The organism is Arthrobacter sp. UKPF54-2 (assembly GCF_007858535.1).
GTDB lineage: Bacteria > Actinomycetota > Actinomycetes > Actinomycetales > Micrococcaceae > Arthrobacter.
Genome location: NZ_CP040174.1, coordinates 679191 through 698465, shown reverse-complemented (window position 1 = coordinate 698465; position 19275 = coordinate 679191). Strand labels below are relative to the sequence as shown.

Below are 19275 nucleotides of genomic sequence, written 5' to 3'. Positions count from 1 at the left end.
GTTTTGACCCATGCGCACTCTCGTTGTGGACCACCCGCTGGTCGCCCATAAGCTCACCGTTCTGCGGGACAAGAACACCCCGTCCCCGGTCTTCCGCCAGCTCACCGAGGAGCTCGTCACGCTCCTGGCCTATGAGGCAACCCGCGACGTCCGCACCGAACCCGTGACCATCGAGACGCCGGTCAGCACCACGGTCGGCACGGCGTTCACCAAGCCCACCCCGCTGGTGGTCCCGATCCTGCGCGCCGGGCTGGGCATGCTCGAGGGCATGACCAAACTGGTCCCCACGGCCGAGGTCGGCTTCCTGGGCATGGCCCGCGACGAAGAAACCCTGGACATCATCACCTACGCCGAGCGCCTGCCCGAGGACCTGACGGACCGCCAGATCTTCGTCCTGGACCCCATGCTGGCCACCGGCGGCACCCTGCGTGAAGCCATCAAGTTCCTGTTCAAACGCGGCGCCTCGGACGTCACCTGCATCTGCCTGCTGGCCGCCCCGGAGGGCCTGGCCAAGCTCGAAGAGGAACTCTCGGACGCCAACGTGACGATCGTGCTGGCCTCGATCGACGAAAAGCTCAACGAGAAGTCCTACATTGTCCCCGGCCTGGGCGACGCCGGCGACCGCCTGTACGGCATCGCGGGCTAGTTCCGCAGCCGGTCAAGGGTTCCGGCGGGCAGCGCTCGGGACTACCGTGTGCCCATGGACTGGAAACTTGAACTCGTATTTGTCCCGGTATCCGACGTGGACCGGGCCAAGGATTTTTACGTCAACAAGGTGGGCTTCAACGCCGACTACGACGAGCGGCCCGCCGAAGGCATCCGCTTCGTCCAGCTGACACCGCCCGGGTCCGGGTGCTCCATTGCGATCGGCGAGGGCCTCAACGACGCCGCCCCCGGCACCGCCCCCAGCCTCCAGCTGGTGGTCAGCGACATCCAAGCCGCGCACCGGCAGCTGAAGGACAACGGCGTGGACGTCAGCGACATTGACGTCCAGGACTGGGGCCACTTCGTCTACTTCGCCGACCCGGACGGCAATAAATGGGCCGTGCAATACATCCCCAACCGTCCCAACGGCTAGCCGGCACGCGCAGGCCCGGCCGGCGGGCCCGGCCGGCAGGCCCGGCCGGCGCGGGGACAGACGCACGCAAGGCCCCGGATCCAATGGATCCGGGGCCTGGCCTTTCCGCCGGGGCCGGGGCCTGCGTGGCGGCGGTTTAGTACCAGTTGTGCGCGTAGTGGAAGTTCAGAGCGCCGCAGGGTGAGCCGTAGCGGTCCTGCACGTACTTCAGTCCCCAGTTGATCTGGGTCCGGTAGTTGGTGCGGTAGTCAGCGCCGGCGCTTGCCATTTTCTCGGCGGGCAGGGCCTGGACCACGCCATAGGCTCCGCTGCTCGCGTTCGTGGCAGTGGTCTTCCAGTCGGACTCCTTGGTCCACAGTTTCTGCAGGCACTGCATCTCGCTGGCGGCCCAGCCATGGGCGGGCAGCTGCGAGGCGGCGTAGGCCTGCGCACCCGCGGGATCGTCGACGGCGACCGGCTGCGCCGGGGCAGCCGCGGCCGGCGCAGGAGCCGCCGGAGCAGGAGCCGCCGGCGCGGGCGGAGCCGCCGGCGCGGGCGGGGCCGGGGCCTCGGCCGGCGTAACGTCGGAAGCCTTGGCCTCCACAGTGCCGGTGGAGGGGGAGGCCGGGGCGTTGCTGCCGACCTGTTCGAACTCCAGCTTCTGCAGCGAGGAGTCCTTGGACGCGGCCTCCGTGTGGGCGGCGGTGTTGGAAGCCTGGCCCGCGGCGCCCGCGCCCAGCAGGACCGCGAGGGCGGTCGCCACGACGGCGGCGCGCTTGCCCTTGGAACCTGCGCCGAGCCGGGACAGGGCCGTGCGCTTGGCCGGCTCGGCGCGGTGGCGCGCGACGTCGGCTTCAGCTGCCTGTTTAGCGCCTTCTGGGCGCATGGGTACCTTGAATTCAGTCATGTTTGCCTCTCAACGCCTACGGAGTTAGCTGTCGGGTTCGGATGCAAAAATCCGGCCGCACGGAATCTCAACGTGGCGGCTTAACCCCAAGGGTGCATGGATGCAGAATGCCCGGGAACTCTGGGTCCCCCGCCTCTGCCTAATCCATCGGAATCCGGGAAGCGGCAGAGTTTGGCGTCAATCCGGATACGCGGCCAGATCGATGGCCGCACTCTAAAACGGTACCGAACTTTCCCTTGGAAGTCACATTTAGGTAACGGCAGGCCGGGCTGGCGGCGTGGCGACTTGCCCCACTAGGCTGCGGGGGACGCCGCCGGAAGGCGGACGGTGAACTGCGTGCGGCCGGGCCGGGACGTGACGTAGACGGTGCCGCCATGGGCTTCGACGATGGCCTGCACAATGGAGAGCCCCAACCCGCTGGTGCCCTCCGCCGTCGCGGCCGGAACGGGGGAGGTGGAGGGGGCGATGGCCCCGGTGCGCGCCCGCGCCGCGGCCGTTTCCGGCGCCGGAACTGCGACGGCTGGCGCCGCGGCCGTGACGGGGTTCCGGCGGGAGACGTCGGCCCGGGTAAACCGGCGGAACACCCGGTCCACGAAGTCGGGGGCAATGCCGGTGCCGTTGTCCGTCACGGTGAGGACGGCAGTGCCGTCGTCGGCGGACGTCACCGCCGTCGTCACGGTGGTGCCGGGCTCCGTGTGCTTGCGCGCGTTGGAGAGCAGGTTCGCCAGCACCTGGTGCAGCTGGGCGGCGTCCCCCCGGACCACCACGGGCTCCTCGGCGAGCTCCAGCTGCCAGATGCGGTCCGGGGCCATGACCTTCTCGTCGCTGACCGTCTCGATCGCGAGCTGCGAGAGATCCACCTCGCTGAACTTCAGCGGCTGGCCCTCGTCGAGGCGGGCCAGCAGGAGCAGGTCCTCCACGAGGGCCGTCATGCGTTCCGACTGGCTCTGCACGCGGGCGAGGGACTTCTGGCCGTCCGGGGTGAAGTGCTCGGTCATGCGCATCAGCTCCGTGTAGCCGCGGATGGCCGTCAGTGGGGTCCGCAGCTCGTGCGAGGCATCGGCAACGAACTGGCGGACCTTCATCTCGCTTTGTTGCCGCGACTCCAGCGCGCTGGAGACGTTGTCCAGCATCTGGTTCAGGGCATAGCCCACGCTGCCCACCTCCGTGCTGGGATTGGCGGCGGACGGCGGCACCCGCACCGCCAGGGCAACTTCGCCGGCGTCGAGCGGGAGGCGGGAGACCTTGGTGGCCACCTCGGACAGGTGCTCCAGCGGTTTCATGGTGCGCCGGATCAGCGCCGTTCCGGCCAGCCCGATCACCACCAGGCCGCCGGAGGAGACCAGCACCATGGTCCAGACCAGTGAAGCCAAGGTGTTTTGCTTGTCCTTCAGGGGCAGGCCGGTGACGATCACATCGCCGTACGGGGTCTGTGCCGCGACCAGCCGGTACGCGCCGCTGGAGAGGGTCCGGTCAACGGGCGGCGCGCCGGGGGTGAGCGCCAGCAGAACGCCGGCGTCGTCGGCGGAGAGCGCTTTCCGGGTGGCGTCGTCGGCGAGGAAGCCGGCGCTGGTGACGGCGTCACCGAGGATCCGGGCATTGAGGGTGCCCACGGCCTGGCCGCGCGCTTCCAGCGGGTCCCGGCGCCCGTCGCCGCTGCCGGGGCCGGGCCGGCCGAACTCGCGCGCCCGCTCGGAGGCCTGGTCCAATTGGGAGTCCAGTTGTTTGGTCAGGAACAGGTTCATCGAGGCGTAACTGACCAGCCCGACGGCGCCACAGATGGCGACGAGGAGGGCCATGGCAAGCAGGACCAGGCGGGTGCGCAGGTGCCAGGTGGAAGGGCTGCGCCAGTCCCGGCCGGCGGCAGGGTCTCTGGCGGGAGCTGCCACGGGCTAGTCCGCCGGTTTCAGGACGTACCCGGCCCCGCGCACGGTATGGATCATCGGCGGGTGGACCGCGTCGACCTTCTTGCGGAGGTAGGAGATGTAGAGCTCCACGATGTTGGCCTGGCCGCCGAAATCGTAGTCCCAGACGCGGTCCAGGATCTGCGCCTTGCTGACCACACGCTTGGGGTTCTCCATCAGGTAGCGCAGCAGCTCGAACTGGGTGGCGGTCAGATGCAGTTCCTCCCCGGCGCGGGTCACTTCCCGGGTGTCCACGTTCAGGACGAGGTCCCCGACCACGAGCTCGGCAGTGTCCATCGCCGCGACGCCTGAGCGCTGGACCAGCCGGTGCAGCCGCAGCAGGACCTCTTCCATACTGAACGGCTTGGTCACATAGTCATCGCCGCCCGCCGCCAGGCCGGTGATGCGGTCCTGGACCGCGTCCTTGGCGGTCAGGAACAACGCGGGAACCTCCGGCGCGAAGGCCCGGATCCGGCCCAGCAGCTCGACGCCGTCGAAGCCGGGGAGCATAACGTCCAGAACCAGCACGTCCGGGCGGAAATCCTTGGCGAGTTTCACCGCTGCGGGGCCGTCCGCCGCCACCGCCACGGACCAGCCGGCCATCCTCAGCCCCATGCTCATGAGCTCCGAGAGGCTGGGTTCGTCATCCACCACGAGGGCGCGGATGGGTGAGCCGTCCGGGTGCGTGAGGTGGGGCAGGTTGTTGGTCATAGAGTGCGAGGTGGCCATGCGACAACTCTCCAATCCGGCAGTAGGGGATGGCTTTGGGGATCCTGTGCGCGAGCTGTGAATCACAGCTTAGCGAGCTGGACCGTCCCGGCCGCTGGATTTGACCCCTGTCCGGCCCGCGGACGGGAAAGGCGCGGGCGCCCCGGATGCCTGATTTGGCTGCCGCGCCTTACGGTGAACATTTTCCGCCCGACGACGAGTGGCAACGAAGAATCTTCGCCCAAAGCCGAATCCCGACCGTTCGTTCGGCAAAAACAAAGCACACTTCCTTGACACGCCAGAATTGTGACTTGCGCTACAATCGCCCTTTTTGTCTCACAATGCGGACTTTGGGGTCCATTGTTACTTGCTAGTTCTCATTGTTACGTTGCACACTTCAAATGTGAACAAGAACTCAACAGCACCTGCAGCCGCAGCTTCCTGGATCAGCGCACCAGCTGGTACCGAGATGCGCTGTTGTCGAATGCACGCCTAACTTCTCCACCCCAGAACGTTTCTAGGCATTCGCCCCCAGCCCAGCGTCGGGCGCCCCTCCCCAGTTCTCATTGCGGGGAACTAAGCATTCGAGCCGCGATGACGGCCATTCACATTGAGGTAAGCATTCCATGTCAGTTGCATCCGGATACGTCCACATCTCCGTCCGTAACGCCAACAAGGCCGGCCAGGCATCCGGCCTCCGCCAGGGCTTCGGCGGCCGCCCGAGCTACGGCCCCGCGGGAGCAGGCAACAGCTTCCCCGCCCCCGGTTACGCCGCCCAGGGCTACAACCCCAACTCGTACGGCCAGCTGCGTGCCGTCCCCGCCGCCGAGCCGTCCCCGGCCACCGCGCCGACTCCGGTGATCGCCCCCGGCAACGGCAGCCCGGTCCGCCCCGTGCCCAACGACAACGTGGCCCGCGGCTTTGTGCTCTACATGGGCATCGATGAGGAAACCGCGGCGGCTGCCGGGACCTCCATTGCCAAGCTGGCCCAGGAAATCCGCGCCTACGCCCAGTCGCTCGTCGCCGGTGCCGAAAGCTACGCCGCCGTCGCCGTCGCCCCCGCGTCCGCCCCGGGGTCAGCGCTCGACGTCGTCCGCTCCACCTTTGGCGACCCGACCGCCGGCGCCCGCCAGCGCGCCGAGAACGCCCGGCTGCAGCAGCCGCAGGATCCGCGCCCCTCGGGCGTGCTGATTGACCTCGCCCGCCGTGAAGTGGCGCTCGACGGCGAATCGCTGAACCTGACGTTCAAGGAGTTCGAGCTCCTCAACTACCTCGTGGAGAACGGCACCCGCACCGTGGGCCGCGATGAGCTGCTGGAGGGCCTGTGGCGCAATGCCGAAGAGGTCCCCAACGAGCGGACCATCGACGTGCACATCCGGCGCCTGCGCTCCAAGCTCGGCCGTCTCGCCAACACCGTGCGGACTGTGCGCGGGCAGGGGTACCGGTTCTACGAGCACCCCGAGGTTGTTGTCTGGGCCGCGCCGGAGTACTCCATCTAGCTTGGCTTTCGCGAAGCGCCCGTCCCTTGATGGGGGCGGGCGCTTTCGCTTTCGCGGCACGATCCCTCGGCGCCTGCGCTCGCGCCGCCGTCCCCTAACCTCGCAGGGCTCGGTCAGGGATCCGACGGCGGCGCTCACGCAACAACGGCGCTTTCGGGATGTGCCGCTGCGCTGCAGTGCCCGCTCTAGGTACGTGCGTCCGCCGCTGTTGGCCCTGTTGTGTCTGGGGGCTTCGGGCGTAGTCTCGGTCCCGTCGATCCGACTATTGGGAGGGAACATGTCTGTTGCACGTATTACTACCCTGAGCTCCAATTCGAAGACCTCGTTTGATGCCGCCATTAAGGAGGGCGTCGACCGGGCCAACAAGACCCTGCGCAATGTCACGGGGGCGTGGGTGAAGGAGCAGAAGGTCGAAATCAGCGACGGCGCCGTCGTGGCCTGGCATGTGGTGCTTGAGGTGACCTTCGTCCTGGACGACTGAGGGAACTGAGGTGATGCGCGCCCGTGGCGGATCCTGGCCGCACTAGGATTGAGCCATGAGCGCGCATCACATCAAACGGCTGGTGCTCATGCGGCACGCCAAGGCCGACTGGCCCGGCGGCGTGGCCGATCATGAACGGCCGCTGGAAGAGCGCGGCCACCGCGAGGCGCCGCTGGCCGGCAAATGGCTCCTCAAGCACGGTGTGGTTCCCGACTTCATCCTGTGCTCGAGCGCCCTGCGGACCAGGCAGACCTGCACCTGGGTGTGCAGTGAACTGGGGGACAAGGCCCCGACGCCGAAACTCGAGGACGGCCTTTACGGGGCCTCCGCCCAGCGCATGCTCGCGGTCATCAACCACGTTCCGGACACGGTCACAACGCTGATGGTGATCTCCCACATGCCCGGCGTGCAGGACCTGGCCATGCACCTCGCTTCCCGGGACTCCAACCATGACGCCTACATGGATGCGGCCACCCGCTATCCCACCAGCGGCCTGACCGTGTTCGAGACGGAGAAGCCGTGGGCCGAACTCGACGGCCAGGACGCCCGGCTGACGCACTTCAAGGTGCCGCGGGCGAAGTAGCAGGCCGGCGGGCTTCCGGATTGATGGCCTGCGTGCTGATTGTGTTGTTTACTGATGCTGTTATTGCTTTTACTGCCGGTGTTGTCTTAGCGACCGAGGGAAAAGGTGGATCAGCGTGGATTCAGGACAGCTCGTAGGGATCATCGTCGGCGTCGTGGTGGTACTCGCGATCGTCGCAGGGGCAATGTACTTCAGCCGCAAGCGCAAGACTGACGCGGACCGGAACCGGGCCGCGGAAATGCGCGAAAAAGCGGAAGCCGACCAGCTGGCCGCGCGCGAGCACGAGGCGAAGGCGGCCCGGGCGGAAGCCGACGCGAAGGCAGCCGAAGTCGAAGCCGAACGCCTCCGCATGCAGGCGCGCGGGACGCAGCAGGAAGCCGAAACCGTTCGCGCCGGCGCCGAGGAGCAGCTCCGCCGGGCCGACGAGGTTGATCCCGACGTCGTGGTGACCGAGCGCGGCGACGCCCGCCACGCGGACGCCGCGCCCCAGGAGGAACTGCGCCGGGACCGGGGCAGCCGCGAGCGGCCGGCGGAAGCGGGAGGCGCCGGCATCCGCGAGGACACGGCTGCGGAACGGCATGACACCGAGGGCCCCCACGGCGAACGGCCGCGCAATCTCTGACGCGCCGGAACGGCGGGGGCCGCTCGCACGATGACCCCCCGCCATTCCGCGCTTGCCCTGCTGGTGGCGATCCTGTGGGGCATCAACTTCGTCGCCATCGACCTTGGCCTGAACCCCGGGGGCGGAGCGCAGATGCCGCCGCTCCTGTTCGTCGCCATGCGCTTCACCCTGGTGGTGTTTCCCTGCATTTTCTTTATCCGCAAACCGGACGTGAGCTGGAAGGCCATCATCGGCGTCGGCCTGCTGATGAGCGCGGGCCAGTTCGGGCTGCTCTACCTGGCCATGGCGCTCGGCATGCCCGCCGGGCTGGCGTCGCTCGTGCTGCAGGCGCAGGTGCTGCTGACGGTCCTGCTGGCGGCCGGGATCCTTGGCGAACGGCCCACCCGCCGGCAGGTGGCCGGCGTCGTGCTTGGGATTGCCGGACTGTCTGTGGTGGCGGTGGGCCGTAGCCTCGTGGCCCCGCTGCTGCCCCTGCTGATTGTGCTCGCCGCGGCGCTGTCCTGGGCCGCGGGCAACGTCGTGGCGCGCAAGGCGAAGGCCGCGTCGGGGCTGGGGCTGGTGGTGTGGTCCGGTGCCGTGGTGCCCCTGCCACTGGCCGGACTTTCGCTGCTGGTGGACGGTCCCGCCGTACTGTCGGGGGCGCTGCTGGACCTGCAGCCGGTGTCGATCCTCAGTGCCGTCTATACCGCAGCTTTCGGCTCCCTCGTGGGCTACGGCATTTGGAACCGGCTGCTGGGGCTGTACCCGTCCTCCGCCGTCGTGCCGTTCACGTTGCTGGTCCCGGTGGTGGGGATGACCACCGCGTGGCTGGTGCTGTCCGAGGTGCCCTCGCCGGCGGAAGTGGCGGGCGGGCTGCTGCTCCTCGCCGGGGTGGCAATCGCGGTGCTCCGGGCGTCTGGGCCGCGGACGGCCCGTCAGCGCCGGGTGGAGGGCTTGGCCGGTGGCTTCGGCGGCAGCTTCGCCGCCGGTTTGGACGACGACGACGGGCGCTTGGCTGCCGCCGCAGGGGTTCGGGCGGCGGAGGTCCGGGGTGCTGAAGCACGGGGGGCGGAAGCGCGGGGCGCGGCAGGCTTCGGCGCCGCCGAACGAGGCGCGCCAGGACGGGGCGTTGCGGACCGTGGTGCCGAAGCCCGCGGTGCGGAAGCGCGTGGCGCCGAGGCGCGCGGGGCGGACGGCCGGGCTGCTGGCCTGCGCGGCGCCGGGCGTCGGGACGCGGCCGTCGGGCGACGCGACGGGTAGCGGGTGCGCCGCGCCGGGCCCCGGCCGGGCAGGACCGTTCCGGCGAGCAGCAGCAGCAGTGTCGCAGCGCCGGCGCACACCGAGAGGTAGAAGTACAGATCCGGATGTTCGGCATCCACCTGGGAGGACAGCGCCTCCGGGTCGGGGTTGAACGCCAGGCCCCACTGGCGCAGGAATGCGATTCCGAAGGCGATGAAGAGGATGCTGCCCACCCCGCTTGCCAGCAGCGTCTTGTGCCGCCGGCGGATGACGACCTCGGCCACACAGGCCACGTAGGCCACCGCGCAGGCGGCCAGGAACCACAGTCCCACGGTTTCGTTCAGGGTGGCGCCGGCGAGCACCAGCAGCGCCAGGGCGGCCAACGAGGCTCCGATGGCAGTTTTGCCGCTTTTACCCATGTGGCGCATGTGACCAATCATCCCTGAGCGGGACTATTTCACGACGTAGCCACGCATGATCGCCATGATTGCGGCGACACTTTGCGCCCGGGTGCGCTCCGGGTTGTAGGTCTGGCGGTCCAGCCCCACCACAAAGCACGCCCCGAAGATCGCGGTCTCCAGGCTGCCGCGCGAGACCCCGGGGTCCACGGGGTACTTGGCGGCCACGGCCTCGATCGCGGCGCCGATCACGCCCAGGAGCCGGCCGCGGAGCTCCGCGAAGGTGTCCTGCCACTCGCTGGGCGTCCGCCAGTTCTCGCTCACCCACAGCCGGGCGAACGAAGGGTATTCGGCCATAAAATCCATGGCCTGGCCGATCATCTCGTCCATCGCGGCCAGCGGGTCCGCCGACTCGTCCGTGACGCTCAGCAGCCGGGCCATCAGGATGTCCACCCCGTGCCGCAGCAGTTGCGCGATCAGATCCGATTTGCTGCCGAAGTTGTAATACACCGTGCCTTTGGAGACCCCGGCGGCCGCCGCGATCTCGTCCACCGTCACACCTGCGGCGCCGCGCTCGCCGATCAGCTCCATCGACGCCTCGAACAATTTCTGTTTCGTGGCGTTGGTGCGTCCGGGCCGGAGCTTCTTGGCGCCGTCGGCGTCGGAGTCCCCGGTCGCGCCGGTGGGGCTCATCGCGCTGCTGGGGCTCATAGGGCGATCTCCGGCTTCAGGGTCTTGAGGGTCCAGAACTTGTGCTTCCGAACGGCGACGGCGGACATCGCCAGTCCCAGCAAAGTGTAGCCAACCAGGCCGAGCATGGTGGGCAGGATGCTGGCCAGCTCCGCCCCGTAGATCAGGTGCCGCATGCCGCTGACCACGTAGCCCATCGGCAGGAGCTGGTGCACCACGTGCAGCGGTTCCGGCGTGGTCTGCCAAGGGAAGGTACCCCCGGAAGAGACCAGCTGCAGCACCAGCAGGATCAGCACCACAAGTTTGCCGGGTGAGCCGAGCAGCGCCACCACACCCTGGATGATCGCGCTGAACGCCATGGCGGCCGCCAGCATCAGCACCCACATCAGCACGGGGTGGGCGGGATCGAGGCCCAGCCCGACATCCACCACCAGGGTCAGCAGGCTGGCCTGCGCGGCGGCGACGGCCAGGAACGGAAGCCAGCCCCCGACGGCGATCTTCCACGCGGGCGCGTTGGACGCCAGCGCTCGCTGGGTGACCGGGCGCATCGCCTGGATCAGCATAAACACGCCGATCCACAGGGCAAGGGTGAGGAAGAACGGCGCCAGCCCGGCACCGTAGGATCCGGCCTTGGCCTGGGACACGTTGCTGACGGCCACCGGGTCCGCCATGACCTTGGCGAGGCTGTCTTTCTGCGCGTCGCCGGGGTTGGGGACCTTGCCGGCGCCCTTGGCGAGCTCGTCGGCGAGGGTGCCGGCGCCGTCGGCCGCCTTGGCGGAGCCGCTGTCCAGCTGCGCCGCGCCGTCGTGGAGCTGCGCCGCGCCGTCGGAGAGCTTGTCTGCCCCGGCGGCCGCGTTCTGCTCCCCGTTGGCCAGGGCCGCGGAGCCGCTGGAGAGCTGCTCGGCGCCGGCGGAGGCCTTGCCGACGGCGTCGGTGAGGGCCGGCGTCGCTCCGGCCAGCCGTGAGGCGCCCGCGCTGACGGCTGCCGAGCCGTCCGCGAGCTGCTGGATCTGCCCGGCGGCGCCCTTCAGCGCAGCGGCCGCGCCGGACGGGGCCGGGGTGTTGTGGGCGTCGTAGTCGGCCATCAGTGCGTCGGCCTGGGGCTGGAGCATCAGGCCGGAGGCCACCATGCGAGCGGTCGACTCCGCCACCTTGGCGCGCTGGGCCTGGGCGGCGGCCTGATCCGCCGCGGCCATTTGCCCGGCCAGGCCCTGGAACTTGGCGTTGAGCGCAGCGTTCCCGGCGGCCACCTGGGCCGCGCCGTCGGCCAGTTGCCGCGAATCCTGCGGCAGGGTGGCGGTCTTGTCCTTGAGCTGGCCCAGCCCGGAGGAGAGCTGCCCGGCGCCGCTGTTGAGGGCGTTGGCGCCGTCGAGCAGTTTGTGCTGCCCGGCTGCCAGCTCGGCGGCGCCGTTCCGGAGTGAGGTGGTGCCCTGGTGCAGGGTCACCGTGCCGTCGTGGAGCGAGGACACCCCGCCGGCGAGCTCGCGGGCGCCGTCGGAGGCCTTGAGCATCTGGGTGTGGATGGTGCCGAAGCCGGTGAGGAGCTGGTTGGCGGTGCCTTCACCGACCTCCTTGGCGACGCTCGCGTGGACGGCGGTGGTGAGCTTGTCCACGATGGTGCTGAGCAGGTAGTTGTTGGCGTCGTTGGTGGTGACGTTCAGCATGGCCTGGTTGGCGGCGTCGAAACTCCCCGGCGAGACCAGGTTGGCGGAGAAATCGCGGGGGATCTTCAGCGCGAACGCATAGGTGCCGTTACTCACGCCCTCATCGGCCGCCTCCGCGCTGGAGACGGTCTGCCAGTTGAAGACATGGCCCTCCACCAGGCTGTCGGCGACCTTCCGGCCGGCCTCCAACCGCGAGCCGTCGGCGGTGCCGGCGCCGCTGTCCTCGACCACCAGGGCCGCGTCGATCTGGTTCAGCTTGCCGTAGGGATCCCAGTTCGCGTACAGGTACACCGCGCCGTAGAGCAGCGGCACCAGGGTCAGCGCCAGGATGGTCAGCTTCGGCAGCAGTCCGCCGGTCATGCGCTTGAGTTCGGAACGGGCCAGCCGCAGCACGGTCATCGGGCATCCTCGGTTTCGGGGTTCAGGGCATCTGCGGATTCGGGGGCCGGGGCGGCGTTGCCGATCTCCGTGATCGGACCGGTCCAGTCCGGCGGGACACTGCCGACGACGGCGACGACGGCGAGCGGCCGCCCGGCGTCGTACGCCAGTTCCTCCAGCCGCGGCAGCCAGTCGGCGGGGTCGCCGCTGTGGCGGTCGGGGGAGTCCGCCACCAGCAGGTCGGTGTGGGGGTTGGCCAGGGCCAGGGCCGTGAGCAGCTCAAGGCGCCGGTCCGCGGGAAGTTCCTCGGCCCAGCGCCCGGCAATGTCCTCGAAGCGGTTGACCTTGAGCCAGGGTGTGCTCAGCAGTGCGCCCCGGTAGCGGCGGGGGATCAGGGCGAGGTCCTCGGTGACGAGGTCGCGGACGCTCAGGTGCGGCTCCGGTTCGTTCACGCCGGGGGCGTCGACGACGGCGCTGTCCTGCCGCAGCCGCTTGATCCGCGTTCCGCCGTCCCAGTCGATGGAGCCGGCCGTGGGCTTCATCCGGCCGCTGAGCGTCAGGGCCAGGGCGGTCCGCTGGTCCTGGCGCTTGCCGCTGACGAGGAGCAGTTCACCCCGGGCGGCCTGCAGCGAGGTCGGCGGGAGCAGGTAGTCGCGCCGGCCCTTCACGTGGAGCTGTTGAACGCTGAGCAAGGAAAGCCTTTCGCAGAAATGATCTGCTTCAAGGCTAACTAAACTGACCGGTCAGTTCAAATAGATGTGAGCGAACGGACACTTCTCGCTTAGAGGCCGTACTCCTCGAGCAGCCGCAGCCACACCTCGCTGATGGTCGGGTAGGACGGGACGGCGTGCCAGAGACGGTCCAGCGGGACCTCGCCGACGACGGCGATCGTCGCGGCGTGCAGCAGCTCGGCGACGTCCGGACCCGCGAACGTCGCGCCCAGCAGGACTTTGCGGTCCTCATCAACCACGAGCTGGGCCCAGCCCTTGTAATGCTCGGAATGCAGCGAGGAACCCGCCACCTGGATGGGGAGCTCCACGGACGTGGCCCGGTAGCCGTCCTTGCGGGCCTGCTCCAGGCTCCGGCCCACGTTGGCCAGTTCGGGGTCGGTAAAGACCACATTGGGCACCGCGTGATCGTCGGCGGTGTGGGCGTAGTGGCTCCAGGGCGCGGGTTCGCCGGAGAGTGTGCCCCGGGCGCGGGCGGCAATGGCGTCCCCGGTGGCACGGGCCTCGTACTTGCCCTGGTGGGTCAGCAGGACCTTGCCCGCGGCGTCGCCGACGGCGTATAGCCACGGTGCGGCCTCCTGGCCCTCGGCTCCCACAACGAGCCCGCTCGCGTCGGTCCGCAGCCGCGGCGGCGCGCCGTCCTCGCCGGCCAGGCCCACACTCTCGAGCCCGATCCCCTCGAGGGCGGGGTGCCGGCCGGTGGCGACCAGGAGCTTGTCAACCGTGACGCGGCCGCTGCCCTCGAGCGTCAGGGTCAGGGAGCCGTCGTCGTTCTCATGGACGCTCTGCGTGCCGGTGCGGAGGTGGAGCTCGACGCCGTCGGCGCGCAGCCCGGCCTGGACCAGTTCCGCCGCCGGAGTCGGGAACGCCCCCAGCAGCCCGCCCCGGGCCACCAGCGTCACGGCCGACCCGAGCCGCGCGAAGGCCTGGGCAAGTTCGGTCCCGGCCACGCCGCCGCCGAGCACGCCGAGCCGCGCCGGGATGTCCCTGGCGGACGTGGCCTCCCTGGTGGTCCAGAAGTCGACGTCGGCGAGCCCCTCCACGGGCGGGATGCTTGGCCGCGACCCGGTGGCCACCACGACGGCGTGGCGTGCGGTGAGTGCGTAATTGTTGCCGTCCAGTCCGGCCACTTCCGCCTGGCGGGGGCCGGTGATCCAGCCGTGGCCGCGGATCAGCTCGATGCCGGTGTCCTCGGCCCACTTGACCTGGCTGTCGTCCTGCCAGTTGGACGTGAAGTAGTCCCGCCGCTTCAGGACGGCGGCGGCGTCGAGCACCCGGGTGACGGCCTCCTCGGCGCCGGGGACGGTCTGGGCGCCGTGGAGCGCGGTGCCGGGCCGCAGCAGTGCCTTCGACGGCATGCAGGCCCAGTAGGAGCACTCGCCGCCCACCAGCTCCGCCTCCACCATGACGGCGGTCAGGCCGCCCTTCACCACGCGCTCGGCCACGTTCTCGCCCACCGCGCCGGCCCCGATCACAAGGACATCGAATTCACGCTCAATATGTGCCGTCATGGCAACAGCCTAACCCTGCCGGGAAGGGGCCTTACCGGACCCTTTGCAGGACATGGGACCTCCGCTACGCTGAGGACCACTTCGGGGCAGGAGGCCACCAGTGAACGCAGCAGCTTTGACTGCCGGCCGGGGCGTGACGCCGAACCGGCCCGGCGCGCAGGCAAGGCTGCGCGCCCTGCAGGACGCGATCATCGAACTGATCCTCGAGCGGGAGCTGGAGCCGGGGGAAGCGCTGCCCACCGAGACCGAACTGGCCGCCCTGCTGGGAACTGGCCGGAACACCCTGCGCGAGGCGCTCAAGGTGCTCCAAGCCCTGGGCGTCATCGAAATCCGCCACGGCTTCGGCATGTTCGTCGCCGCGGCCAACTTCGGCGCCCTGGCGGACGGCCTGGCCTTCAGGGCCCGGTCATCCCTGCGCCACCGCGGGCGGGAGGCGCTGGAACTGGTGGAAGTGCGCCGGGTGCTGGAATCAGCGCTGATCGGCGGCTCCGTGGCGCTCATGACGCCGGACCGGCTCGCGGGGCTCGAGGCCGCCGTGTGCCGGATGGAAGCCCCGGCCGGGTCCGGTGAGCACTTTGTCGACGCCGACGCCGACTTCCACCGCCGGCTGTTTGAGCCGCTGGACAACGGGCTGCTGCGCGGCCTGCTCGATGCGTTCCAGACTGTCTACCGGGGGATCGAGCATGAACTCGGCCCCGGCATCGTATCCCCGGGTGCGGCCGCGCTGCACCGGGGCATCTACGAGGCGGTGGCGGCGGGGGACGCGGCGCTGGCCGCCGAGCGGCTGGGCAGCCTCTTCGACGGGATGCGCCGACGGATCGAGGCGGCAGCGGGCGGGCCGGCGGAGTAGTCCGGAAAACAAAAGATCCGCACCGGCGGACCGGTGCGGATCTTTTTCTCTGTGCGCCCAAAGGGATTCGAACCCCTGACCTTCTGTTCCGTAGACAGACGCTCTATCCAGCTGAGCTATGGGCGCATTCTCGGCTCTTTGGGAGTTTCTCGCTCCCCCGAACCTCGAATTACTTTACGCGAGATGGGCCCACACTTCCAAATCGGAACCCCTGTAATCTAGCTGACTAGACCGGTCTATGTGACCTTGATCACAAAAACTCCGCCGTATGGACTTAATAAACCTTGAATTTCCGCGGTTTTTGGATTGCGGGCCCGCCGTCAGCCCGCAAGTGGGCCGGAAAGTGAATCCTCCGCGACACCTAGCATTTAGGACACACCACTGAACCCGAGGAAGGGAACCGTAATGGGCGATCTGGCGCGACTGCCGCTGCTTGAGAAAGCACCCACCACTCATGCTGGACTGCTGGCATGGGTTGAAGAGGTTGCTGAACTGACCCAGCCGGACCGGATCCACTGGGTTGATGGTTCGGAAGAGGAGAACACCCGGCTCACGGACGAGCTCGTCGCCGCCGGCACCCTGACCCGGCTGAACGAGAAGCTGTTCCCGAAGTCCTTTGCGGCATTCTCTGATCCCGCCGACGTCGCCCGGGTGGAGGAGCAGACCTTCATCTGCTCCGAAAACGAACGCGACGCGGGCTTCACCAACAACTGGATGGCCCCGGCGGAGATGAAGGAGAAGCTGCGCGGCCTGTTCAGCGGCTCCATGCGCGGCCGCACCATGTACGTCATTCCCTTCGTGATGGGCCACCTCGACGCCGACGATCCCAAGTTCGGCGTCGAAATCACGGACAGCGCCTACGTTGTGGCCTCCATGCGCATCATGGCCACGATCGGCACCGAGGTCCTGGACAAGATCACCGCCACGAACGCCTTCTTCGTCCCCGCCTTGCACTCCCTGGGAGCCCCGCTGGCCCCCGGCCAGGCCGACGTCGCCTGGCCCTGCAACCCGGACAAGTGGATCGTGCACTTCCCCGAAGAGCGCTCCATCTGGTCCTTCGGCTCCGGCTACGGCGGCAACGCCCTGCTGGGCAAGAAGTGCTACGCGCTGCGCATCGCCTCGGTCATGGCCCGGGACGAGGGCTGGCTCGCAGAGCACATGCTCATCCTGAAGCTCACCTCCCCGGAGAAGAAGAACTACTACGTCTCCGCCGCGTTCCCCTCCGCCTGCGGCAAGACCAACCTTGCCCTGCTCGACCCGACCATCGAGGGCTGGGAAGTCGAAACCCTCGGCGACGACATCACCTGGATGCGGATCGGCAAAGAAGGCGAACTGCGCGCCACCAACCCGGAAGCCGGCCTGTTCGGCGTCGCCCCCGGCACCGGCTGGGGCACCAACCCCAACGCCATGCGGGCCATCGCCAAGGGCCACAGCATCTTCACCAACGTCGCGCTCACGGACGACGGCGGCGTGTGGTGGGAAGGCATGACCGACGAGGTCCCGGCGCACCTGATCGACTGGCAGGGCAACGACTGGACCCCGGACTCGGACAAGCCGGCCGCCCACCCGAACTCCCGCTTCTGCACCCCGATCTCGCAGGTCGATATGCTCGCCGAGGAGTACTACAGCCCCGAGGGCGTCGAGGTCTCTGCGATCCTCTTCGGCGGCCGGCGCAAGACCACCGTCCCCCTTGTGACCCAGGCCCGCAGCTGGACCAACGGCATCTTTATGGGCTCGACCCTCTCCTCGGAGACCACGGCCGCCGCCGCGGGACAGGTCGGCGTGCTCCGCCGCGACCCGATGGCCATGCTGCCGTTCATCGGGTACGACGCCGGCGACTACCTCAAGCACTGGATCAGCGTCTCCGGCAAGGCCAACCCGGAGCGGCTGCCGCACATCTTCCTGGTGAACTGGTTCCGCCGCACGGCCGACGGCGGCTTCGCCTGGCCCGGCTTCGGCGACAACGCCCGGGTGCTCAAGTGGGCCATCGAGCGCATCGAAGGCAAGGCCGACGCCGTCGAAACCCCGATCGGCTACGTCCCGACCGGCGACGCGCTGGACCTCACCGGCCTGGACCTGACCCACGCCCACGTGGAGGACGCCGTCCGCGTCGACCGCGCCGAATGGGACACCGAGCTCGCCTCGATCGAGGAGTGGTACGCGAAGTTCGGCGACTCCCTGCCGGAGGCGCTGCGCTCCGAGCTCGACTCGCTCAAGGAGCGCATGTCCGCGCACTAGCAGGCAGTTGAACCAACGACGGCGGCCCCGCACCTTCCCAAGGTGCGGGGCCGCCGTGGTTCCCAAATGACGCTGCTCAGTTGGCGAGCCAGATGTCCGGGCCGAAGACCTCGTAATGGATCTTGGTGGCGGGGATGCCGGCGTTGATGGCCTCGTTGCGGATGTTCTTCATGAACGGCAGCGGCCCGCAGAGGTACAGCGAGGCGTTGGCCGGCAGGTCCACGTCGCGCAGCGACATAAAGCCCTCCCGGGCTCCGGCCTCGGGCTGTTCCAGCCAGAGCTGCAGCTCGGCGCCCTCGAGGCGTTCGACGTCGTCCGTCATCTGGGAGCGCAGGGCCCAGCTGTCGAGGGTGCTTTCCGCGTGCAGGACCAACACCTGGCGGTCCGAACCGGCCGCCGCGAGGGAGCGCAGGATCGAGGCCGAGGGTGTGCAGCCGATGCCGGCCGAGGCCAGGACCACGGGGCCGTCGCCCTCCTCGAGCGTGATCTCGCCGTAGGGGTTGGAGATTTCTAGGACGTCGCCGACCTCAACGTTGTTGTGCAGCACCGGGGAGACCTCGCCGCCGTCGTCGAGCTTGGTGGTGAAGCTGCGGCTGGTGCCGGCGTCGCCGGAGAGCGAGTACTGGCGGACCTGGCGCAGGCCCTCCGGGAGGGTGACCTTGACGCTGACGTACTGGCCGGGCAGCGCCGGGGTGATGGGCGTGTCGTCGGCCGGTTCCAGTGCGAACGTCATGGAGCCGGTGCCGGCCGGGGTCTTGGCCGCCACCCGCCACGGCGTCCACATCTTGCCGTTGGCCTGGGCGGCGTAGAGGCCCTTTTCGAGCTTGATCAGCGCATCGGCCATCAGCCAGTAGACCTCGGTCCAGGCCTCGGCGATTTCCGGCGTGATGACCTCGGCCAGGTCCTCGGCGATGGCGGCGAAGAGGTGCTCGTAGACCACCTGGTACTGCGGTTCGGTGATGCCGAGCGAGGCGTGCCGGTGCGCGATGCGGGCCAGGACGGTCTCCGGCAGGGTGCCCGGGTGGCTCACCAGGTGGCTGGCGAAAGCGGCGATGCTCCCGGCCAGGGCCTGCTGCTGGTCGCCGGAGCGCTGGTTGGAACGGCTGAACAGGCCGTCCAGCAGCTCAGGGTGCGCGCCGAAGAGCCGGGCGTAAAACTTGGGGGTGATCTCGCCGATCCGGGAACCGACCAGCGGCAGGGTGGCCTCGATGACGGGGAAGGACTTGTCCGAGAGCATTGCTGACTCCTGAGGTAGTGGCCCGGGGTCTTCAAACGGACCGATCCGAAATACAAGTATTTGAAATACGAGTATTTATGCCTCAGTTCTACACGCCGTAGAAAACGGTGGCAAGTCGGGGAGGAGGGTGGCCGGGCGGCCTGCGCCCCGGCTAGAGGCCGGGGCGCAGGCCGATCGCCTGAAAGGCGGGGTTCATCTGCCGCGTGGTGGGCAGTGATGCGACGACGATGTCGTCAAGCTCACGGTAGAAGGCCTCCCTGGCCCGGCCGAGCGCGCCGCGGAGCCGGCACTCGGTGATCAGGGGGCAGGTGCCGGCGGCTGCGACGCAGTCGGCCGGGTCGGTCCGGGTATCCAGGGCGCGCAGCAGCTGCCCGATGGTGGCGGTGCGGCCCGCCCCGTTGAGCCGGGACCCGCCGTTGCGGCCGCGTTCGACGTCGATCAGGCCCAGTGACCGCAGCTTCGCCATCGCCTTGCTGACGTGGTTGTAGGGCGTGCCGACGGCGTCGGCGATGCTCTGGGTGGTGAGCAGTTCGCCGTCCGGAGCGGCCGCGAGCACCATCATCGCGCGCAGGCTTACGTCCGCGAAGGCGTTGATCTTCATG

At 68.9% G+C, this 19275-nt stretch carries 18 protein-coding genes, 1 tRNA gene, 1 pseudogene and 1 riboswitch; of the genes and pseudogenes, 10 read left to right on the top strand and 10 right to left on the bottom strand.

The window, feature by feature from the left end; translation table 11 throughout:
• Positions 1–10 precede the first annotated feature (10 nt).
• Complete coding sequence (gene upp, locus E7Y32_RS03025) at positions 11–646, top strand: uracil phosphoribosyltransferase (protein WP_090582504.1); 636 nt, start codon at positions 11–13, stop codon at positions 644–646.
• Positions 647–700: 54 nt separating this feature from the next.
• A complete protein-coding gene (locus E7Y32_RS03020; protein WP_146335818.1) occupies positions 701–1078 on the top strand; it encodes a glyoxalase superfamily protein in 378 nt (125 codons plus the stop codon).
• A gap of 136 nt (positions 1079–1214) precedes the next feature.
• Here the strand turns inward: E7Y32_RS03020 and E7Y32_RS03015 are convergent, their stop codons facing one another.
• The 3 genes from E7Y32_RS03015 to E7Y32_RS03005 all read right to left on the bottom strand — a co-directional run bounded on the left by E7Y32_RS03015 (position 1215) and on the right by E7Y32_RS03005 (position 4597).
• Entirely contained in the window at positions 1215–1964 is a 750-nt protein-coding gene (locus E7Y32_RS03015) for a hypothetical protein (RefSeq protein ID WP_146335817.1), read from the bottom strand.
• A riboswitch (cyclic di-AMP (ydaO/yuaA leader) is annotated at positions 1964–2151 on the bottom strand. It overlaps the preceding gene by 1 nt.
• A 106-nt stretch (positions 2152–2257) precedes the next feature.
• Positions 2258–3853 carry a HAMP domain-containing sensor histidine kinase gene (locus E7Y32_RS03010; protein WP_261382521.1) on the bottom strand — a complete coding sequence of 532 codons (1596 nt, stop codon included), beginning with the start codon at positions 3851–3853 and terminating at the stop codon, positions 2258–2260.
• 3 nt (positions 3854–3856) lie between these two features.
• Positions 3857–4597, bottom strand: a complete 741-nt coding sequence (locus E7Y32_RS03005) for a response regulator transcription factor (RefSeq protein WP_146335816.1) — start codon at positions 4595–4597, stop codon at positions 3857–3859.
• 605 nt (positions 4598–5202) lie between these two features.
• Here E7Y32_RS03005 and E7Y32_RS03000 point away from each other — a divergent pair.
• The 6 genes and pseudogenes from E7Y32_RS03000 (at position 5203) to E7Y32_RS02975 (ending at position 9425) form a co-directional block, all read left to right on the top strand.
• On the top strand, positions 5203–6075 hold the full coding sequence (locus tag E7Y32_RS03000; RefSeq protein WP_146335815.1) for a winged helix-turn-helix domain-containing protein: 873 nt from the start codon (positions 5203–5205) through the stop codon (positions 6073–6075).
• A 277-nt stretch (positions 6076–6352) separates the two neighbouring features.
• Entirely contained in the window at positions 6353–6556 is a 204-nt protein-coding gene (locus E7Y32_RS02995; protein WP_146335814.1) for a dodecin family protein, read from the top strand.
• Positions 6557–6611: 55 nt separating this feature from the next.
• Complete coding sequence (locus E7Y32_RS02990; protein WP_146335813.1) at positions 6612–7139, top strand: histidine phosphatase family protein; 528 nt, start codon at positions 6612–6614, stop codon at positions 7137–7139.
• 115 nt (positions 7140–7254) lie between these two features.
• Positions 7255–7761, top strand: a complete 507-nt coding sequence (locus tag E7Y32_RS02985; RefSeq protein WP_146335812.1) for a hypothetical protein — start codon at positions 7255–7257, stop codon at positions 7759–7761.
• Between the two features lie 30 nt (positions 7762–7791).
• Positions 7792–8655, top strand: a pseudogene (locus E7Y32_RS02980) (EamA family transporter); the annotation flags it as partial.
• Between the two features lie 449 nt (positions 8656–9104).
• Complete coding sequence (locus E7Y32_RS02975; RefSeq protein ID WP_146335811.1) at positions 9105–9425, top strand: hypothetical protein; 321 nt, start codon at positions 9105–9107, stop codon at positions 9423–9425.
• A gap of 6 nt (positions 9426–9431) precedes the next feature.
• Here E7Y32_RS02975 and E7Y32_RS02970 read toward each other — a convergent pair whose 3' ends face one another.
• The 4 genes from E7Y32_RS02970 to E7Y32_RS02955 all read right to left on the bottom strand — a co-directional run bounded on the left by E7Y32_RS02970 (position 9432) and on the right by E7Y32_RS02955 (position 14348).
• The gene (locus tag E7Y32_RS02970; protein ID WP_395940436.1) at positions 9432–10088 is read right to left on the bottom strand and encodes a TetR/AcrR family transcriptional regulator; all 657 of its coding nucleotides are present in this window, start codon (positions 10086–10088) and stop codon (positions 9432–9434) included.
• Positions 10085–12130: a YhgE/Pip domain-containing protein gene (locus E7Y32_RS02965; RefSeq protein WP_146335810.1), complete on the bottom strand. Its 2046-nt coding sequence runs from the start codon at positions 12128–12130 to the stop codon at positions 10085–10087. Before E7Y32_RS02965 ends, E7Y32_RS02970 begins: the two co-directional genes overlap by 4 nt.
• Positions 12127–12801 (bottom strand): ABC transporter ATP-binding protein, encoded by a 675-nt coding sequence (locus tag E7Y32_RS02960; RefSeq protein WP_146335809.1) that lies wholly within the window; start codon positions 12799–12801, stop codon positions 12127–12129. Before E7Y32_RS02960 ends, E7Y32_RS02965 begins: the two co-directional genes overlap by 4 nt.
• Before the next feature lie 89 nt (positions 12802–12890).
• Positions 12891–14348: an NAD(P)/FAD-dependent oxidoreductase gene (locus tag E7Y32_RS02955; RefSeq protein WP_146335808.1), complete on the bottom strand. Its 1458-nt coding sequence runs from the start codon at positions 14346–14348 to the stop codon at positions 12891–12893.
• Between the two features lie 100 nt (positions 14349–14448).
• Here E7Y32_RS02955 and E7Y32_RS02950 point away from each other — a divergent pair, with 100 nt between their 5' ends.
• Complete coding sequence (locus E7Y32_RS02950) at positions 14449–15198, top strand: FadR/GntR family transcriptional regulator (protein WP_261382520.1); 750 nt, start codon at positions 14449–14451, stop codon at positions 15196–15198.
• A 52-nt stretch (positions 15199–15250) separates the two neighbouring features.
• Here the strand turns inward: E7Y32_RS02950 and E7Y32_RS02945 are convergent.
• Positions 15251–15324, bottom strand: a tRNA-Arg gene (locus E7Y32_RS02945).
• Positions 15325–15603: 279 nt separating this feature from the next.
• Between E7Y32_RS02945 and E7Y32_RS02940 the strand changes: the two genes are divergently transcribed.
• The gene (locus E7Y32_RS02940; RefSeq protein WP_146335807.1) at positions 15604–17436 is read left to right on the top strand and encodes a phosphoenolpyruvate carboxykinase (GTP); all 1833 of its coding nucleotides are present in this window, start codon (positions 15604–15606) and stop codon (positions 17434–17436) included.
• 76 nt (positions 17437–17512) lie between these two features.
• Here the strand turns inward: E7Y32_RS02940 and E7Y32_RS02935 are convergent, their stop codons facing one another.
• Both E7Y32_RS02935 and E7Y32_RS02930 read right to left on the bottom strand, forming a co-directional pair.
• The gene (locus E7Y32_RS02935; protein WP_146335806.1) at positions 17513–18673 is read right to left on the bottom strand and encodes a globin domain-containing protein; all 1161 of its coding nucleotides are present in this window, start codon (positions 18671–18673) and stop codon (positions 17513–17515) included.
• 151 nt (positions 18674–18824) lie between these two features.
• Positions 18825–19274, bottom strand: a complete 450-nt coding sequence (locus tag E7Y32_RS02930) for an Rrf2 family transcriptional regulator (protein ID WP_146335805.1) — start codon at positions 19272–19274, stop codon at positions 18825–18827.
• Position 19275 lies beyond the last annotated feature (1 nt).

Bases quoted from the DNA above. Each gene is read 5' to 3' on its own strand.
- upp (WP_090582504.1), top strand. From the start codon at position 11: ATGCGCACTCTCGTTGTGGACCACCCGCTGGTCGCCCATAAGCTCACC.
- E7Y32_RS03020 (WP_146335818.1), top strand. From the start codon at position 701: ATGGACTGGAAACTTGAACTCGTATTTGTCCCGGTATCCGACGTGGAC.
- E7Y32_RS03015 (WP_146335817.1), bottom strand. From the start codon at position 1,964: ATGACTGAATTCAAGGTACCCATGCGCCCAGAAGGCGCTAAACAGGCA.
- E7Y32_RS03005 (WP_146335816.1), bottom strand. From the start codon at position 4,597: ATGGCCACCTCGCACTCTATGACCAACAACCTGCCCCACCTCACGCAC.
- E7Y32_RS03000 (WP_146335815.1), top strand. From the start codon at position 5,203: ATGTCAGTTGCATCCGGATACGTCCACATCTCCGTCCGTAACGCCAAC.
- E7Y32_RS02995 (WP_146335814.1), top strand. From the start codon at position 6,353: ATGTCTGTTGCACGTATTACTACCCTGAGCTCCAATTCGAAGACCTCG.
- E7Y32_RS02990 (WP_146335813.1), top strand. From the start codon at position 6,612: ATGAGCGCGCATCACATCAAACGGCTGGTGCTCATGCGGCACGCCAAG.
- E7Y32_RS02975 (WP_146335811.1), top strand. From the start codon at position 9,105: ATGTTCGGCATCCACCTGGGAGGACAGCGCCTCCGGGTCGGGGTTGAA.
- E7Y32_RS02970 (WP_395940436.1), bottom strand. From the start codon at position 10,088: ATGAGCCCCAGCAGCGCGATGAGCCCCACCGGCGCGACCGGGGACTCC.
- E7Y32_RS02965 (WP_146335810.1), bottom strand. From the start codon at position 12,130: ATGACCGTGCTGCGGCTGGCCCGTTCCGAACTCAAGCGCATGACCGGC.
- E7Y32_RS02955 (WP_146335808.1), bottom strand. From the start codon at position 14,348: ATGACGGCACATATTGAGCGTGAATTCGATGTCCTTGTGATCGGGGCC.
- E7Y32_RS02940 (WP_146335807.1), top strand. From the start codon at position 15,604: ATGGGCGATCTGGCGCGACTGCCGCTGCTTGAGAAAGCACCCACCACT.
- E7Y32_RS02935 (WP_146335806.1), bottom strand. From the start codon at position 18,673: ATGCTCTCGGACAAGTCCTTCCCCGTCATCGAGGCCACCCTGCCGCTG.
- E7Y32_RS02930 (WP_146335805.1), bottom strand. From the start codon at position 19,274: ATGAAGATCAACGCCTTCGCGGACGTAAGCCTGCGCGCGATGATGGTG.